The 15,671-nt window shown below is 63.6% G+C and carries 17 protein-coding genes and 1 pseudogene; 14 read left to right on the top strand and 4 right to left on the bottom strand.

Annotation, left to right across the window (positions count from 1 at the left end; all coding sequences use genetic code 11):
* Positions 1-2: 2 nt before the first annotated feature.
* The 9 genes from SynWH8101_RS09220 (at position 3) to SynWH8101_RS09260 (ending at position 8,397) form a co-directional block, all read left to right on the top strand.
* Positions 3-350: a hypothetical protein gene (locus SynWH8101_RS09220; RefSeq protein ID WP_370586985.1), complete on the top strand. Its 348-nt coding sequence runs from the start codon at positions 3-5 to the stop codon at positions 348-350.
* The gene (locus SynWH8101_RS09225) at positions 340-1,959 is read left to right on the top strand and encodes a CocE/NonD family hydrolase (RefSeq protein WP_130129517.1); all 1,620 of its coding nucleotides are present in this window, start codon (positions 340-342) and stop codon (positions 1,957-1,959) included. Before SynWH8101_RS09220 ends, SynWH8101_RS09225 begins: the two co-directional genes overlap by 11 nt.
* Positions 1,960-1,999: 40 nt before the next feature.
* The gene (locus SynWH8101_RS09230; RefSeq protein ID WP_130129518.1) at positions 2,000-2,764 is read left to right on the top strand and encodes a DUF3887 domain-containing protein; all 765 of its coding nucleotides are present in this window, start codon (positions 2,000-2,002) and stop codon (positions 2,762-2,764) included.
* Between the two features lie 77 nt (positions 2,765-2,841).
* On the top strand, positions 2,842-5,154 hold the full coding sequence (gene glgB / locus SynWH8101_RS09235; protein ID WP_130129519.1) for a 1,4-alpha-glucan branching protein GlgB: 2,313 nt from the start codon (positions 2,842-2,844) through the stop codon (positions 5,152-5,154).
* 58 nt (positions 5,155-5,212) lie between these two features.
* On the top strand, positions 5,213-6,271 hold the full coding sequence (gene hemE, locus SynWH8101_RS09240; protein WP_130129520.1) for a uroporphyrinogen decarboxylase: 1,059 nt from the start codon (positions 5,213-5,215) through the stop codon (positions 6,269-6,271).
* Positions 6,272-6,294: 23 nt separating this feature from the next.
* A complete protein-coding gene (locus SynWH8101_RS09245; protein WP_130130456.1) occupies positions 6,295-7,287 on the top strand; it encodes an NAD(P)-dependent oxidoreductase in 993 nt (330 codons plus the stop codon).
* A gap of 38 nt (positions 7,288-7,325) precedes the next feature.
* On the top strand, positions 7,326-7,682 hold the full coding sequence (petE, locus tag SynWH8101_RS09250; RefSeq protein WP_370586986.1) for a plastocyanin: 357 nt from the start codon (positions 7,326-7,328) through the stop codon (positions 7,680-7,682).
* A gap of 113 nt (positions 7,683-7,795) precedes the next feature.
* Positions 7,796-8,173 carry a c-type cytochrome gene (locus SynWH8101_RS09255; RefSeq protein WP_130129522.1) on the top strand — a complete coding sequence of 126 codons (378 nt, stop codon included), beginning with the start codon at positions 7,796-7,798 and terminating at the stop codon, positions 8,171-8,173.
* Positions 8,170-8,397: a Nif11-like leader peptide family natural product precursor gene (locus SynWH8101_RS09260; RefSeq protein WP_130129523.1), complete on the top strand. Its 228-nt coding sequence runs from the start codon at positions 8,170-8,172 to the stop codon at positions 8,395-8,397. The genes SynWH8101_RS09255 and SynWH8101_RS09260 overlap by 4 nt, the downstream gene beginning before the upstream one ends.
* On the opposite strand, the gene SynWH8101_RS09265 is transcribed toward SynWH8101_RS09260, so the two are convergent.
* Positions 8,367-8,573 carry a hypothetical protein gene (locus tag SynWH8101_RS09265; protein ID WP_130129524.1) on the bottom strand — a complete coding sequence of 69 codons (207 nt, stop codon included), beginning with the start codon at positions 8,571-8,573 and terminating at the stop codon, positions 8,367-8,369. The genes SynWH8101_RS09260 and SynWH8101_RS09265 overlap by 31 nt on opposite strands.
* 155 nt (positions 8,574-8,728) lie before the next feature.
* On the opposite strand from SynWH8101_RS09265, the gene clpB reads away from it, so the two are divergent.
* A complete protein-coding gene (gene clpB / locus SynWH8101_RS09270) occupies positions 8,729-11,326 on the top strand; it encodes an ATP-dependent chaperone ClpB (protein ID WP_130129525.1) in 2,598 nt (865 codons plus the stop codon).
* Between the two features lies 1 nt (position 11,327).
* Here clpB and SynWH8101_RS09275 read toward each other — a convergent pair whose 3' ends face one another.
* Complete coding sequence (locus SynWH8101_RS09275) at positions 11,328-11,807, bottom strand: 6-carboxytetrahydropterin synthase (RefSeq protein WP_130129526.1); 480 nt, start codon at positions 11,805-11,807, stop codon at positions 11,328-11,330.
* A gap of 71 nt (positions 11,808-11,878) precedes the next feature.
* Here SynWH8101_RS09275 and hisIE point away from each other — a divergent pair, with 71 nt between their 5' ends.
* Positions 11,879-12,607, top strand: coding sequence for a bifunctional phosphoribosyl-AMP cyclohydrolase/phosphoribosyl-ATP diphosphatase HisIE (gene hisIE, locus SynWH8101_RS09280; RefSeq protein ID WP_130129527.1), 729 nt, complete (start codon positions 11,879-11,881; stop codon positions 12,605-12,607).
* Here the strand turns inward: hisIE and SynWH8101_RS09285 are convergent.
* Together SynWH8101_RS09285 and SynWH8101_RS09290 are read right to left on the bottom strand one after the other, a co-directional pair.
* Positions 12,561-13,181, bottom strand: a pseudogene (locus tag SynWH8101_RS09285) (peptidase); the annotation flags it as partial. The gene hisIE and the pseudogene SynWH8101_RS09285 overlap by 47 nt on opposite strands.
* A complete protein-coding gene (locus tag SynWH8101_RS09290; RefSeq protein WP_130129528.1) occupies positions 13,178-13,669 on the bottom strand; it encodes a DUF2214 family protein in 492 nt (163 codons plus the stop codon). The pseudogene SynWH8101_RS09285 and the gene SynWH8101_RS09290, both read right to left, overlap by 4 nt.
* Before the next feature lie 203 nt (positions 13,670-13,872).
* Between SynWH8101_RS09290 and SynWH8101_RS09295 the strand changes: the two genes are divergently transcribed.
* The 3 genes from SynWH8101_RS09295 to SynWH8101_RS09305 all read left to right on the top strand — a co-directional run bounded on the left by SynWH8101_RS09295 (position 13,873) and on the right by SynWH8101_RS09305 (position 15,602).
* On the top strand, positions 13,873-14,799 hold the full coding sequence (locus SynWH8101_RS09295; RefSeq protein ID WP_130129529.1) for a sigma-70 family RNA polymerase sigma factor: 927 nt from the start codon (positions 13,873-13,875) through the stop codon (positions 14,797-14,799).
* A 99-nt stretch (positions 14,800-14,898) separates the two neighbouring features.
* On the top strand, positions 14,899-15,270 hold the full coding sequence (locus SynWH8101_RS09300; RefSeq protein ID WP_130129530.1) for a YkvA family protein: 372 nt from the start codon (positions 14,899-14,901) through the stop codon (positions 15,268-15,270).
* A complete protein-coding gene (locus tag SynWH8101_RS09305) occupies positions 15,267-15,602 on the top strand; it encodes a hypothetical protein (RefSeq protein ID WP_130129531.1) in 336 nt (111 codons plus the stop codon). The genes SynWH8101_RS09300 and SynWH8101_RS09305 overlap by 4 nt, the downstream gene beginning before the upstream one ends.
* Positions 15,603-15,671 lie beyond the last annotated feature (69 nt).

The following is a 15,671-nucleotide window of genomic DNA, read 5'->3' on the forward strand; positions in this document are numbered from 1 at the left end:
CCATGACCCGCTGCCGGCCCAGGGGCGGCGGGGTTCAAATGCAGGAAGTGAATGGAGGAGGCACCATGCGCCACCTCTCCTTGGTTTTATCTCTCGCAGCCCTATTGGGTGCATCGCTTGTCGCCCCCGCGACCCAGGCCCAGGAATCCACGCTTCTCGAAAGCGTCAAGCGCAACCCTGGCGAAGCCCGGGCGATGTGCCAACAGTTCAAGGCCCTCAATGCCAAGAACATGTCGGCCACTTCAGCGCAATCGATCAGTGCCGTCGCCAAGCAGCGCAATCTCAGCCGACAGGATGCCGAAATCCTCGTGACCTATGTGATCGGTCTTTACTGCCCGGATGTGCGCTGACCAGCGCTCCGGGCCCGGTTCTTGCCATGACGCGGACCTGACCTGCCGCGACGGCATCCGCTTGAAGGCCACGGTGTGGCGACCTGCTGGGGAAGGGCCCTGGCCGACCCTGGTGATGCGCCAGCCCTACGGTCGCGCCATCGCCTCCAGTGTCACGCTGGCCCACCCGCAGTGGTGGGCTGCACAAGGTTATGTGGTGATCGTCCAGGACGTCCGCGGCCAGGGGGAGTCCGAGGGAGACTTCCGCGGCTTCGCCCAGGAAGCTGCCGACACCGCCGACACCCTGGCGTGGGTGCGCTCACGGCCTGACTGCAACGGCCGCATCGGTTTGTATGGCTTCTCCTATCAAGGGTTCAGCCAACTGGTGGGCGACAGCAGCGTGCCACCACCCGATTGTCTGGCCCCGGCAATGACCGGCCTCGATGAGCGGGACCACTGGAGTTGTGAAGGCGGTGCCCACTGGTGGCATCTCGGCCTGGGCTGGGGTCTGCAGCTGGCGGCGCTACAAGCCGCTCGCCGAGGTGATGCGGAGGCCTGGGACACGATCCGCTCCGCTCTGGAGACGGGGAGCTATCTCCGCGAGGGACGCGCCCTGCTGGCGCAGCACGATCGCCAGGGGATGGCGCACCGCTGGCTGAGCGAAGACCCCAGGGAACGCCAGCGATGGGCGATCCATTCGCCGGCCCCCGGCTGGTTAGCCAGGCCGATGCTGCTGATCGGCGGCTGGTGGGACCCCCATCTCCGCGGCGTGCTGGATCTTCAGGCCCGCAGCCTGGCCGCGGGAGGCGAGCCAGAGCTTCACATCGGTCCGGCCACCCATCTGCAGTGGTGGCCTGAGGTGCAGGAGTTGCATCGACGCTTCTTCCAGCGCCATCTGATCGATGCGGATCCCAATCCCACCCCTCACCAACAGGTGCATCTCTGGGACCAGCGGCTGGAGTGCTGGGGCGGCGTCGTCACGGATCAGGCCGAGGGAGGCTGCTGGCATCTGTGGGGCAACGCCTTGAGCAGCCATGACCCGAGGCTGGGTCAGCTGAGGATCGCCGCTGCAAGCCCGGCCTCCCCCCCAGCAGCGCCGGTGGTCATCGTCCATGACCCATGGCGACCGGTGCCGGCGGTCGGCGGCCATCTGAGCGCCTCGGCGGGCCGCTGCGATCGGTGCAATCTGGATGCCCGCAACGATGTGGTCACCTTCACTAGCCCCCCACTCGAAACACGCCACCGCCTGCGAGGTCGTCCCGAGCTGGAAGTGATCGCCTGGGCTGATCAACCCGGGTTCGACCTCTGCGCCGCCCTCTCGGTCTGCCCCGCCGGCTCCGACGCTGTCGAACAGCTGAGTACCGGCGTGATCCGGCGACTGGGCCCCTCCGCCCTTGAAGCCCAGAGCCAGCGACTGGAACTTCAAGCCCTGGAAGCAGAGCTCCAGCCCGGCGATCGCCTCCGCCTCTCCCTGGCCGGAGCCGCCTGGCCGGCGATCGCCATCAACCCTGGCCACACTGAGCATCCCTGCGGCCCGCCGAGCAGCCACTGCCGGATCATCACCATCACGATCCGCAGCGACAGCGCGCGCCTGCGCTTCCTGCCCCTGATCCCTGCCCCAAGCCGCTGAACCTCCGGCAAACTGGGCGCCAGCTCTGCTTCAGTCGCCCGTGAACACAGCCGTCCGTCTGCTTGCCGTTGCCCTGAGTGCCCCGCTCGGAGCGGTGCTTCCCGGCGCCACAGGGGTGGCCCTGGGCACACCAGCCCTTGCCCAGGCTCAGGCGGTGCCAACGGCGACCCCCAGCACCAGCCTCACGGCCGCCCAGGCCAATGAGGCTGCCCGCACGCTCCTGGAAGCCATCAAGGGGAAGGACGGCGCCACGATCTACAACGGCCTCTCCGATCCCCTGCGCAACAGCACCAGCATCAAGGCCGTGCAGCAGCGGATGGACAGCAATCCCCGGGTGACCTCCTATCGGATCAGCGAGATCTCGCGCGGCATGGATGACACCACCGTCGAGGCCTTCGCCGTGGTGGAGACGCGCAAAGGCGAGGTGCCGCTGCTGCTGGTGCTCGACGACAGCGGCAAATTGGTGGCCTGGAAATGGGTGGGCACCACCCTGCCGATCGAGGAAACGGCGCTGAAGTTCGTGAACGATCTGAATGCCGGTCGCTGGATTGCCGCCCGCTACTACCTCGATCTCAATTTCCAGCAGGAACTGACCCCCCAGGATCTCAAGCGGAAATGGACCAAGCTGGAACGCACCCTCGGTGGCGTCAAACGGGTGAAGAGTGCGCTGGTGGCCAGTCAGGGCGGGGAGCAGCAACTGGTGCTGGTCACGATCGAATTCGGCAAGGTGACCGACAACCTGTTCGTGATCTTCAACCGTGAGGGCCGGATCATCAACGTGGATTTCTCGGCTGATCTGGTCTGAGCCCGATCTGAAGCGCAACGGAAGTTGGCGGCCAGGTTTTTCCGCTTAAGCTCCCGGCCAATCAAGCATTGGCCGGCATGACCAGCACCGTTCTCGACTGGATGGTTCAGGACGGTCAACGTCTGGCGGAATGCCGCCATGACCATCCCTTCGCCGTTCTGGGACCCCAGCCACTGGAGGCTGGCCGATGGGTGGTGCGGGCCTGGATGCCCGAAGCCGATCGGGTCGAGCTCCTGCTCAACGGTCAACGCCTGCCGATGCAGACGCCCCACCACCCATGGCTGTTCGAGGCAGAGTGCGCTCACGACCCAGGCAACGCCTACCAACTGCAGGTGAGCCGGGGTGGCATCGAGCATGTGCAGCACGACCCCTGGGCCTTCCGCGAGGCGTGGATGGGGGAGATGGACCGCCATCTCTTCGCCGAAGGCAACCATCACCACATCTGGCGGCGCATGGGGGCCCATCGCATCCAGATCAACGGGGTGGACGGGGTGATGTTCTGCCTGTGGGCCCCCCACGCCCGCAGCGTGAGCGTGATCGGTGACCTCAACAGCTGGGACGGCCGCCACCACCCCATGCAGCAACGCCTGGGGGGCATCTGGGAACTGTTTGTTCCCGGTCTGGCCGAAGGCCAGCTTTACAAATACGAAATCCGCACCCAGGACGGGCACTGCTACCAGAAGGCTGATCCCTACGGTTTCCAGCACGAGGTGCGCCCTGCCACCAGTTCTGTGGTGAGCCACCTGGATGGGTTCGACTGGACCGACGCGCGCTGGATGCAGGAGCGGGACAGCCGCAATCCCCTCGACCAGCCGATTGCGGTGTACGAAATGCACCTGGGCAGCTGGATCCATGCCTCAGCCCAAGAGCCCTTCATCGAGGCCGATGGCACGGCCCGGCCCCCCGTACCCGCCGCCGATCTCAAGCCGGGTGCCCGCCTCCTTACCTATCCGGAACTGGCGGATCGACTGATCCCCTACGTGAAGGAACGGGGCTTCACCCACATCGAACTGATGCCGATCACGGAGCATCCCTTCGATGGCTCCTGGGGTTATCAGGTCACCGGCTGGTATGCCCCCACCAGCCGCTACGGCACCCCGGATGAATTCCGTGCCTTCGTGGATCGCTGCCATGCGGAAGGCCTTGGCGTGATCATCGACTGGGTGCCCGGCCACTTCCCGCGCGATAGCCACGGCCTCGCCTTCTTTGACGGCTGCCATCTCTACGAGCACGCCGACCCGCGCATCGGCGAGCACAAGGAGTGGGGCACGCTGATCTTCAACTACAGCCGCAATGAAGTTCGAAACTTCCTTGTTGCCAATCTGGTGTTCTGGTTTGACCAGTTCCACATCGATGGCATTCGGGTCGATGCGGTGGCCTCCATGCTTTACCGCGACTACCTGCGGCCGGATGGTGAATGGCTACCCAACGAGCATGGCGGCAGGGAAAACACTGAGGCGGTGCGCTTCCTGCAACAGGCCAACCACGTGCTGTTCGAGCACTTCCCTGGTGCTCTCTCCATCGCAGAAGAATCCACCACCTGGCCGATGGTGACCCAACCCACCGACATTGGTGGCCTGGGCTTCAACCTGAAATGGAACATGGGCTGGATGCACGACATGCTCGATTACTTCGAGCTCGACCCCTGGTTCCGCCAGTTCCACCAAAACAACATCACATTCTCGATCTGGTACAACTACACCGAAAACTTCATGCTGGCCCTCAGCCACGACGAAGTGGTGCACGGCAAGAGTCATCTTCTCCACAAGATGCCCGGAGATGATTGGCAGAAATACGCCAATACCCGTGCCCTTCTGGCCTACATGTGGACCCATCCCGGCAAGAAAACCATCTTCATGGGTATGGAATTCGGCCAGCGCGCCGAATGGAATGTGTGGGGTGATCTGCAGTGGGATCTGCTCCAGTTCGAGCCTCATCAAGGCCTGCAGCGGCTGGTGGGCGACCTGAATGCGCTCTACAAAGCCGAACCCGCCCTCTGGCGCGACGACTTTGATCAATACGGCTTCCAGTGGATCGACTGCAACGACAATCGCCACTCGGTGATCAGTTTCATGCGTCGCGAAAGTGCCGGTGGCAGCTGGCTGGTGGTGGTGGCCAACTTCACGCCCCAGAGCCACTCCCACTACCGGGTGGGAGTGCCGGTTGCCGGCTTCTACGAGGAGATCTTCAACACCGATGCGGCCCAATACGGCGGCAGCAACCTCGGGAACATGGGCAGCAAACCCACCGATGAATGGGGCATCCACGGCTATGAGCACTCGCTCGATCTCTGCCTGCCCCCTCTCAGCGTGATGGTGTTCCGTCACGACCCGAAGCGGAGTTTGCTGGCCGGCGAAAGCGATGTGACGAACCCACCGGCTTCGGCCTGAAGACGCGGGAAGTGGCGGGTTCTCTCAGGTAGGTTGCCCGCTTGATCCGACCGCATTCATGAGCGACGCCCTCCCCCTGCTGCTCCGTGCCGCCCGAGGTGAAGTCGTCGAGCGGCCGCCGGTGTGGATGATGCGCCAGGCGGGCCGCTACATGAAGATCTATCGCGACCTGCGTGATCGCTATCCCAGCTTTCGTGAACGTTCGGAAAACCCCGATCTCTCCTACGAGATCTCGATGCAACCGTTCCACGCCTTCAAGCCCGACGGCGTGATCCTGTTCTCCGACATCCTCACTCCCCTGCCTGGCATGGGGATCGATTTCGACATCATCGAGAGCAAAGGTCCCCAGATCAACGCGCCGATCCGCACGATCGAGCAAGTGAAGGCCTTGCGACCGCTGGAGCCTGCAGAATCGATGCCGTTTGTGGGTGAGGTGCTGGGGCGCCTGCGGCAGAGCGTGGGCAATCAAGCCGCCGTGCTCGGATTCGTGGGTGCACCCTGGACCCTGGCCGCCTACGTGGTGGAAGGCAAGAGCAGCAAGAACTATGCGGTGATCAAGGCGATGGCCTTCCGCGAACCCGAGCTGCTCCATCAACTGCTCGACCACTTCGCTGAGTCGATCGCCACATACCTGCGTTACCAGATCGATGCCGGTGCCCAGGTGGTGCAGATGTTCGATTCCTGGGCCGGCCAGCTCAGCCCGACCGATTACGACACCTTCGCCGCTCCATATCAGAAGAAAGTGGTGGATCGGGTCAAGCAGACCCACCCCGACACCCCCTTCATCCTCTACATCTCCGGCAGCGCCGGGGTGATCGAGCGCATGGGTCGCACCGGCGTTGACATCGTGTCGCTCGATTGGACCGTGGACATGGCCGATGGCTGCGCTCGCTTGCCCGAACACCTCGGTGTGCAGGGCAACGTGGATCCTGGCCTCCTGTTCGGGACGCCGGAAGCCATTCGCGACCGCATCGATGACTGCGTGCGCAAAGCGCGCGGCCGCCGCCACATTCTCAACCTCGGCCACGGCATTCTTCCTGGCACCCCGGAAGAGAACGGGGCCGCCTTCTTTGAGGCGGGCAAATCGGTGATGGAGCGGCTCGGAGCCTTGGCTTGAGCGACGTCACTCAAAACTCCAGCGTGCCCTCGCGCATCCTGATCACCGGCGCCAGCGGCTGCGTGGGCCAATACACAGCGGCCTGGCTGCTCGAACACAGTGATGCCGAGCTGCTGCTCTGGCTGCGGGATCCGGCCAAACTCACGGCGATCGCGGCCGACCACCCCCGGGTGCGGCTGCTGGTGGGTGACCTGCGGGACACCGATCGCTTCGCCGCCGATCTGGCCAGTGTGAACCGCGTGATCCACACCGCCACTGCCTGGGGGGATCCGGAACGGGCGGAGCAGGTGAATGTGGTGGCCGTGAAACGTCTCCTGGCCCTACTCAATCCGGCACAGATCGAACAGATCACCTACTTCTCCACGGCCAGCATCCTCGATCGCCACCTCCAGCCGCTGCCCGAGGCACTCGCCTATGGCACGGAATACATTCAGACCAAGGCCCGATGCCTGCGCGATCTTGAGCAGCATCCCCTGGCCGAGAAGATCGTGGCGGTGTTTCCCACCCTGGTGTTCGGGGGTCGGGTGGATGGCAGCAGTCCGTTTCCCACCAGCTATCTCACCGAAGGGCTGGCCGAAGCGAGCAAGTGGTTGTGGCTGGCCCGCTGGCTCCGGGCTGATGCCAGCTTCCACTTCATCCACGCAGCCGACATCGCCGCGATCTGTGGCCATCTCGCCACCACAGCGCACAAGCCGAATCCGGAGCCGGGGCAAGGCCCCGTGCGGCGCATCGTGATGGGACAGGCCGCCCTTGGGGTCAACGAGGCCGTGGCCACCCTCTGCCGCTGGCGCGGTGTGGCCCGCACCCCCGGAATTCCCCTCTGGCCCTGGTTGATCGAGACCCTGATCCGCATCCTGCCGATCGAGGTGAACGCCTGGGATCGTTTTTCGATCCGCCAACGCCACTTCATTCATGATCCGGTCAGCCAGCCGGAGCGCTTCGGTGGCCGCAGCCATGCCCCCGACCTTGACGCTGTGCTTCAGGATTCCGGCCTGCCTCGGCGGGGACGCCTCTGATCAGCGTTAAGATTGCGTCCAGTTTTGACCACGCGTTGATGTCCCGACTCCGCTCTCTGATTTCCGCTTGCTTCGCTCTGATCCTCGTGTTTGGCCTCGGCATTGCCTCGGCTCATGCAGCCACCGTGGAAGTGAAGCTCGGTAGCGACTCCGGCATGCTCGCCTTCGAACCCAGCACCGTCACGATCAAAGCCGGTGACACCGTCAAGTTCGTGAACAACAAGATGGCTCCTCACAATGCCGTCTTCGAAGGGCATGACGAGCTGAGCCACACCGATCTCGCCTTCGCCCCCGGCGAGTCCTGGGAAGAAACCTTCACTACCGCCGGCACCTACGACTACTACTGCGAGCCCCACCGTGGTGCTGGCATGGTGGGCAAGGTCATCGTCGAATGATCGTCTGACCGACGATACAAACGTTTCAACCCGGTGGTGATGATTGAATCACCATCGGGCTTTTTTTTTTGGTGAAGCTCTGGATAGGGTTGGTCCAGCCGTAACGCAACGCCTTGCCCCTGCCCGGCCTGTCTCTTGGTGTGCTGCTGTTGCTGTGGTTGAGCTTGCTTAGCGGCAGCCCGACCCTGGCCCTCAACCCCACGGACGCGGTGCCGGCCAATCTCGAGAATGGCAGTCAGGTCTTCTCAGCCCAATGCGCCGCCTGCCACATGGGCGGCGGCAACGTGATTCGGGCCAACCGCACCCTCAGCCAGACCGACCTGCAAGCCCACCTTGCGGCCTACCGCAGCGATCACCTCGAAGCGATCGAAGAGCAGGTGGAACACGGCAACAATGCGATGCCGGCCTTTGCCGGCAAGCTGAGCGAGCAAGACATTGCTGACGTGGCGGCCTTCGTGGAAGAGCAGGCGGAGCGGGGCTGGGGCCGATGAGTCGCGAGGCGCTACGAGAGTTTGTCCATGCCGTGGAGCACAGCGCCGCGCTGCGGCGCGACTGCCATCAGGTTGAGGATGCGGAGGGATTGATCGCCCTGGCCCTGCGCTATGGCTTCGCGATCAACCACCAAGACCTTGATGACGATGCCCGCTGCGAGGCGATCGACGCCTGGTTCGCCACCAGCAGGATTCAGCGGAAGCGATCCAACACGGCCAGATAGAGCGCCTCATCCACCTCCCTGATGTCGTATTCCGTCGGCATGGCGCCATGGTGATGTTCGTGCACCACCGTCCAGCACATGCGTTCAGGGTCTTGGGGTGAAGAGCCATAACGCTCCCTGACCCGCTCCACCAACGCCGACACCACAGCAGGATCCACTGCACGCGTTTCAGCCATGGCTGCTCCCCTTGCGTCTCCGAAGATTCGGCTGACCCTACCGACCGAGACCGGTTTGCCGCAGGCTGCCGCAGAGACCGAACGGAACGGATTCGGTTCTCCGCTCCCCAGCGCGGCTCGCCGTTCATACGGTTTGGTCAGCACAACACTGATCCATGCAACCCACGGCCGAACAGTTCACCGAAAAGGCCTGGGCCGCGATCCTGTCGGCCCAGCAGCTGGCCCAGAGCCGGCGCCATCAACAACTGGAAACGGAACACCTGCTGCTCGCGCTGCTGGAGCAGAACGGGCTGGCCTCGCGCATCCTGGAGAAGGCCGGTGTCTCCCCTCCAGCGCTCACAAGCGCAGTGGACACCCACCTGAATCAACAAGCAGCGCTGCAAAGTCCACCTGAGTCGGTGTATCTGGGCAAGGGCCTGAGCGATCTGTTCGACCGGGCCGACGGGCTCAAGCAGACCTACGGCGACAGCTATCTCTCCATCGAGCATCTCCTGCTGGCCCTGGCCGAAGATCCACGCTGCGGCAAACGGCTCCTCAGTCAGGCCGGCGTGGATGCTCAAGGCCTCAAAACCGCCGTTGACGCTGTGCGCGGCAGCCAGAAAGTGACCGACCAGAACCCCGAAGGCACCTACGAATCTCTGGAAAAATATGGGCGGGATCTCACGGCCGCGGCCCGCGATGGCAAGCTCGATCCGGTGATCGGTCGGGATGAAGAAATCCGGCGCACGATCCAGATCCTTAGCCGCCGCACCAAGAACAATCCGGTGCTGATCGGCGAACCCGGCGTGGGCAAAACGGCGATTGTGGAGGGGCTCGCTCAGCGCATCGTCAACGGCGATGTGCCCCAGGCCCTGCAAAACCGCCAGCTCATCGCCCTCGACATGGGCGCCCTGATCGCCGGCGCGAAATATCGCGGTGAGTTCGAAGAGCGACTCAAGGCCGTGCTCAAGGAGGTGACCGCCTCCGAAGGGCGGATCGTGCTGTTCATCGACGAAATCCACACCGTGGTAGGCGCTGGTGCGACCGGTGGCGCCATGGATGCCAGCAACCTGCTCAAGCCGATGCTCGCCCGCGGTGAACTGCGCTGCATCGGTGCCACCACCCTGGATGAGCATCGCCAGCACATCGAGAAAGATCCCGCCCTTGAGCGGCGCTTCCAGCAGGTGCTGGTGGATCAACCCACAGTGGAAGACACGATCTCGATTCTGCGCGGTCTCAAGGAGCGCTATGAGGTGCACCACGGCGTGCGCATCGCCGACAGCGCCCTGGTGGCCGCCGCCGTTCTCAGCAGCCGCTACATCGCCGATCGCTTCCTTCCCGACAAGGCGATTGACCTGGTGGATGAATCCGCCGCCCGCCTGAAGATGGAGATCACCTCCAAACCGGAGGAGATCGACGAGATCGATCGCAAAATCCTGCAGTTGGAGATGGAAAAACTCTCCCTGGGCCGGGAGTCGGATGCGGCCAGCCAGGAACGGCTGGAGCGTCTGGAGCGGGAACTTGCCGAACTAGCTGAGCAGCAGAGCAGCCTCAATGCCCAGTGGCAGCAGGAGAAAGGAGCCATCGATGAACTCTCGGCCCTCAAGGAGGAGATCGAGAAAGTGCAGCTGCAGGTGGAGCAGGCGAAGCGGAACTACGACCTCAACAAGGCCGCCGAGCTGGAATACGGCACTTTGGCCACCCTGCAGAAGCAGTTAAGTGCCAAGGAGGCCGCCCTCGCCGGCGACGATGGCGGCAGCAACGGTGAGAAATCGCTGTTGCGGGAGGAAGTCACTGAAGATGACATCGCCGAGGTGATCGCCAAGTGGACCGGCATCCCCGTGGCGAAGCTGGTGCAGAGCGAGATGGAGAAACTGCTCGGTCTCGAAGACCAGCTGCACGAACGAGTCGTCGGCCAACAGCAGGCTGTGACTGCCGTCGCCGATGCGATCCAGCGCTCCCGCGCCGGCCTCAGCGACCCGCATCGGCCGATCGCCAGCTTCCTCTTCCTCGGCCCCACCGGCGTGGGCAAAACCGAACTCTCCAAGGCGCTGGCCGCTCAGCTGTTCGACAGCGAAGACGCCATGGTGCGCATCGACATGTCGGAGTACATGGAGAAGCACAGCGTCAGCCGCCTGATCGGGGCGCCTCCGGGTTATGTGGGCTACGAAGCCGGTGGCCAGCTCACCGAGGCGGTACGACGCCGTCCCTATGCGGTGATCCTGTTCGACGAGGTGGAGAAGGCGCACCCCGATGTCTTCAACGTGATGCTCCAGATCCTCGATGACGGGCGCGTCACCGATGGTCAGGGGCGCACGGTGGATTTCACCAACGCGGTGCTCATCCTCACCAGCAACATCGGCAGCCAATCGATCCTCGATCTCGGCGGCGATGACAGCCAGCACAGCGAGATGGAGCGGCGCGTGAATGACGCCCTCAGGGCTCACTTCCGGCCCGAGTTCCTCAACAGGCTCGATGAAACGATCATCTTCCACAGCCTGCGCCGCGAGGAGCTGCACCGGATCGTGAACCTCCAGGTGGAGCGCCTGCGGCAGCGCCTCAGCGATCGGAAACTCGGCCTCAGCATCAGCGATGGGGCCACCGACTGGCTCGCCAATGCCGGCTACGACCCGGTGTATGGCGCTCGGCCACTGAAGCGGGCGATCCAGCGTGAACTGGAAACGCCCATCGCCAAGGCGATCCTGGCAGGACGCTTCAGCGATGGCACCACGGTGCAGGTGGAGGTGGATCAGGAGCGGCTGGTGCTGCGCTGAATCAGCTCACCCCAGAGCTGAACCAACCTGGAAGCGCCTCATAACAGGCGGCATTGGCCCGGTTCTCCCGGGCCTCCACCTTCCAGCAGCAGCTGCGACCGCCGTCCCGGTCCTGCAGCAGCTCATTCGCCCAGCCCCAGAGCAGCTGGGCACTGGCTTCCATGCCCACGTTCTCCATCACGCGTAGATCGAGGGCACCCTGCTCGTGCAAGCGCTCCCACTCAGGCAACAGGGGGTCATCAGCATTGACCAGAAACGTGTGGTCGAACTGCTGGCGCAGTTGTGCCTCCAAGGGCCGCAGGCTGGAGAAATCCACCACAAAGCCATTGGCATCTAGCTCACGAGCTGCAAACCAAAAGGTGAAACTGCGGCTGTAGCCATGCACAAAGCGGCAGTGCCCATGGTGCTGCCACTGACGATGGCAGCAGGGATAGCCATCAAAGTGCTTGCTACAGGTGTATCCAGCGGGGGGCGACAACATCAGAACAGGGAAGGAATCGCACTGCGGGAGGATCTTCCTGTCTACATCTGCAGGCTCCCCGACCAGATCCGATGCAGCTTCCCTCCACCGCCTTCCTCGATCAGCTCCGCTTCAATGAAGCCGGTCTGATCCCCGCCATCGCTCAGGATTGGCTGGATGGTGCCGTGCTCATGCAGGCCTGGATGAACCGGGAGGCACTTGAGCGCAGCCTCTCAAGCGGAGAAGTGCACTACTGGAGCCGCTCGCGGCAGGAGCTCTGGCACAAGGGTGCCACCAGTGGCCACACTCAAAAACTGAAGGGAATGCGCTACGACTGCGACGCCGATGTGCTGTTGCTCACGATCGAGCAGACCGGAGATGTGGCTTGCCACACCGGAGCGCGCAGCTGCTTCTACGACGACAGTTTCGGCCCAGGTGGCCTGTCGCCAAGCGGCGGTGGTGCCCAGGCGGAGCCACCGCCGGCGGATGTTTGTACGGAACTGATGCGCGTGATCGAGGGTCGGCGCAATCACCCCGAAGCCGGGAGCTACACCAACACCTTGCTGGACGGTGGCGACAACCGCATCCTCAAGAAAATCGGCGAGGAGAGTGCCGAGTTCGTGATGGCCTGTAAGGACAACAACGCCTCCGAGATTGCCGGCGAAGCCGCCGACATCATCTTTCACCTGCAGGTGGCTCTCGCTCACCATGGGGTGAGCTGGCGCCAGGTGCAGCAGGTGCTGGCTGATCGTCGCGGCGCCCCCAGGCGGGGCTGGGGAGGCCAAAGCGCGTCGGCTGAAGCCTCAACCATTCCAGGGTGAGACGATCTCGCTCACTCAACTGCAACAGGGGCTCTCGCCCCTGATGGACTGCCATCACATCAGCCGCATCGGAACTGTGGCCCCAGAGCCCGAAGGCATGGCCCAGTTCATGCAGGGCCGTGGCCTGAAGTACTGGACCCCGCAACTCCGGAGAGACAAGCACGGTGACCTGCGGCTCAAGGCGCCAGCGATCCAACCGTTGCACCTCCACCACCTGGAGCAAACTGCGGCCGTTGCTGGCCCGCCACCCCGTCGCAAGTTGACGCAAGGGCGGCCGGCGGCGCTCGAGCCGCACATGGGCTCGATCGGGATCATCCACACGGACAATTGGCACGACTTCCCCCCAGGTGGCCAGAGCCGCACCAACTGCCTGAAGCCACCGCGTCTCCCAGCGATCGGGCGTGACGCCTCGGGCTGGCTCCAACCAGACACACCAGCGGGGCAGGACGGGAGGCCCCTTCACCGTGCTGGCCAGGGCGTCGCCGTAGCCGGGAGCACCTCGACGCTCGGGTGGCTGAACGGCCAACGCGAGACTTCGCAGCTCCTGGGCCGGAGGGCATGGATCGGCAATCACGCCGCCGGTAATCCCACCCCCCGGGCCATCAGCGTGGCCAGGAGGGGAACAAAGGCAAATCCCACCAGTTCCACATTGATAATCCAACCCAAACGCGTGGCCAGGGCCTCGCTCACCTTCGGCAACTCCCCCTTACGCAGGGGGATGGCCCAGAGGATGTAGGTGATGGTGGGATACAGCGATAGGGCCCCGACCGAGAGATAGAGCCCCACCTTCCACCAGAACAGGGGATTGCTGGTGTAAAAGGCGCTGCCCTGACCGAAGTAGAGCACCCGGAGGATGCCGCTCACGAGCAGGGCCAAGGCTGCCAAGCCATAAATAATGTCGGTGATCACCATCGCGGTGGCGGCACGCCGATCGGGATCAGGACGGAGCAGGCGTCGCTCAACCACGAGGGCGGCGAAGCAGAGCATGAAGCTCAGGTAATGGACATACGCCACACCGGCGCTTTTGGCGACCGCGGGGGTCAACAGGGTGGCCAGAGGCATGGGAGCAGATCGGAGGCGCCGAGAGTAGCGAGGGGGCGGCGTTCCCGCGGTAGCGCCAAGCAGGAAAACAAAAGCAAACCTGAATAATGCAGCAATCTGGAACTTCGTACAAAGTGTGAATTCCGCAGTCTTTCTTACACTCGCAGAGACAAAAGGTTTTCGTTCTAGGTTCAAAAAAGACAAGCGTCAACCCGGAGTCAGCAATGGTGAGTTCCCTCAGCGCCTTTCTCGGCGAAATCGGTCGCCATCAACTGCTCACTCCGGAACAGGAACTCACCATGGGCCGCAAGGTTCAGGCGATGGTAGCGATCACTGACCGCTGCATGCTTGCGGGAGGAGAAGGCCCGGCCTGCGAGTACAGCGATGATGAAAAGCGCGTGATCAAGCGCGGAGAGAAAGCAAAAAATCAGATGATCACTGCCAATCTACGGCTGGTGGTGAATCTGGCCAAGCGCTATCAGGGCAAGGGCCTCGATCTGCTCGATCTGATCCAGGAAGGCACGCTCGGCCTCACCCGAGCCGTCGAGAAATACGACCCTACCCGTGGCCACCGCTTCTCCACCTATGCCTACTGGTGGATCCGCCAGGGCCTGAACCGAGCCCTCTCCACCCAGAGCCGCACCATCCGCATTCCCGTGAATGTGAATGAAAAGCTCACCAAACTGCGGGCCGCCAAAGCGCGCTTGATGCAGCGCCATGGCCAGTCAGCCAGCCCGGAACAACTGGCGGAAGCGATGAACATCCCCCTCAGTGAAGTGGAGGATCTGCTCGCCTGTGAACTCCGTAGCGTCACGGTGAGTTTGCAGGGGATTGTGAAATCGAAAGCCGATCCATCCGAACTGGTGGATGTGCTTCCCAGTGATGAATTACCACCGATGGAGCGGGCGGAAATCGCCGAGCGCACCGCCTCCGCCTGGACGCTGCTGGAGAAAGCCAATCTCACTCCCAAGGAGCGCACGGTGGTGATGCTGCGCTTCGGATTGGATGGCAGTCACGAATGGCGCACCCTGGCTGAAGTCGCCCGTCACATGAGCTGCAGCCGTGAATACTGCCGCCAGGTGGTGCAACGGGCTCTGCGCAAACTGCGCAAGACCGGCATCCAGCAGGGCCTGGTGAGCAGCGCAGTCTGACCAGAGCTCCAAGGGGAGGGTTCGGTTTGGGACGGTTCCCCTCCCTCGCCGGCCACAAGCGTTCGACTCAGAGTGGATGGGTTCCATCGCCCTTCCGTCATGGCCAAGGCTCGATCCGGCAACGACGTCGTCGAGGCGGAAGTGATCGACAGCGAGGTGATTGATGAAGGGCTGCTGCGGCGCCTACTGCGCCGGGCTGGCCGCGCCCTGGCGCGCCCGGCTCTCGAGGCGATGGAACTCGTGCTGGATCCGGGCACACCGCCCCAGGTACGTCTCACCATGGTCGCGGCCCTCACCTATGTGCTCCTGCCCACCGATCTGATCCCTGATCTGCTGCCGGTGGCTGGCTTCAGTGATGACCTAGTGGCCCTCACGGCTCTGATCGGTCTGCACCGCAATCACGTCACCGACAGCATCCGCCAGCGGGCTCAACGCAAACTGGATCAGTGGTTTCCCAGAGATCGGCCATGACGGGCTGGAACACAACATTCGAAGCGGATCTCGGCCTCCTGCTCAAAGACTGGCTGAAGCAGCAGGGACGCACCCAGGCCGATCTCCGGCGCAGTCTCCGCGCCACATCCACCCGGATGCCGGCACTGCTTGAGGTTCTCGAACGCGAGCATCGCCTCGGCGGTCTCCCCCAACTGGCCGGCCGTTTGTGCGCGATCGAGGCGGAATGGGCGGCCAGCCCCCAGCACGGCAGCGCAGGGGTAGAAGGTCTCAGCGACCTCAACCCCGAAGCGGATCCCTTCGGCCAGCTGGATCTACTCCTGCAGGAGATCCGCGACGATCGTGTCAGCTGAGGGGGATCACGGGCAGGATGGGCGCAGTCGCCCTGTGCCCGTGTCCGGTTCCCCGACGCTGCCCACCTC

The organism is Synechococcus sp. WH 8101 (assembly GCF_004209775.1).
GTDB lineage: Bacteria > Cyanobacteriota > Cyanobacteriia > PCC-6307 > Cyanobiaceae > Synechococcus_C.

Coding starts and splice junctions, on each gene's coding strand:
- petE (WP_370586986.1), top strand. CDS start 7,326: ATGTCCCGACTCCGCTCTCTGATTTCCGCTTGCTTCGCTCTGATCCTC.
- SynWH8101_RS09260 (WP_130129523.1), top strand. CDS start 8,170: ATGAGTCGCGAGGCGCTACGAGAGTTTGTCCATGCCGTGGAGCACAGC.
- SynWH8101_RS09295 (WP_130129529.1), top strand. CDS start 13,873: ATGGTGAGTTCCCTCAGCGCCTTTCTCGGCGAAATCGGTCGCCATCAA.
- SynWH8101_RS09275 (WP_130129526.1), bottom strand. CDS start 11,807: ATGTTGTCGCCCCCCGCTGGATACACCTGTAGCAAGCACTTTGATGGC.
- SynWH8101_RS09300 (WP_130129530.1), top strand. CDS start 14,899: ATGGCCAAGGCTCGATCCGGCAACGACGTCGTCGAGGCGGAAGTGATC.
- clpB (WP_130129525.1), top strand. CDS start 8,729: ATGCAACCCACGGCCGAACAGTTCACCGAAAAGGCCTGGGCCGCGATC.
- SynWH8101_RS09305 (WP_130129531.1), top strand. CDS start 15,267: ATGACGGGCTGGAACACAACATTCGAAGCGGATCTCGGCCTCCTGCTC.
- SynWH8101_RS09290 (WP_130129528.1), bottom strand. CDS start 13,669: ATGCCTCTGGCCACCCTGTTGACCCCCGCGGTCGCCAAAAGCGCCGGT.
- SynWH8101_RS09220 (WP_370586985.1), top strand. CDS start 3: ATGACCCGCTGCCGGCCCAGGGGCGGCGGGGTTCAAATGCAGGAAGTG.
- hemE (WP_130129520.1), top strand. CDS start 5,213: ATGAGCGACGCCCTCCCCCTGCTGCTCCGTGCCGCCCGAGGTGAAGTC.
- SynWH8101_RS09225 (WP_130129517.1), top strand. CDS start 340: ATGTGCGCTGACCAGCGCTCCGGGCCCGGTTCTTGCCATGACGCGGAC.
- hisIE (WP_130129527.1), top strand. CDS start 11,879: ATGCAGCTTCCCTCCACCGCCTTCCTCGATCAGCTCCGCTTCAATGAA.
- SynWH8101_RS09265 (WP_130129524.1), bottom strand. CDS start 8,573: ATGGCTGAAACGCGTGCAGTGGATCCTGCTGTGGTGTCGGCGTTGGTG.
- glgB (WP_130129519.1), top strand. CDS start 2,842: ATGACCAGCACCGTTCTCGACTGGATGGTTCAGGACGGTCAACGTCTG.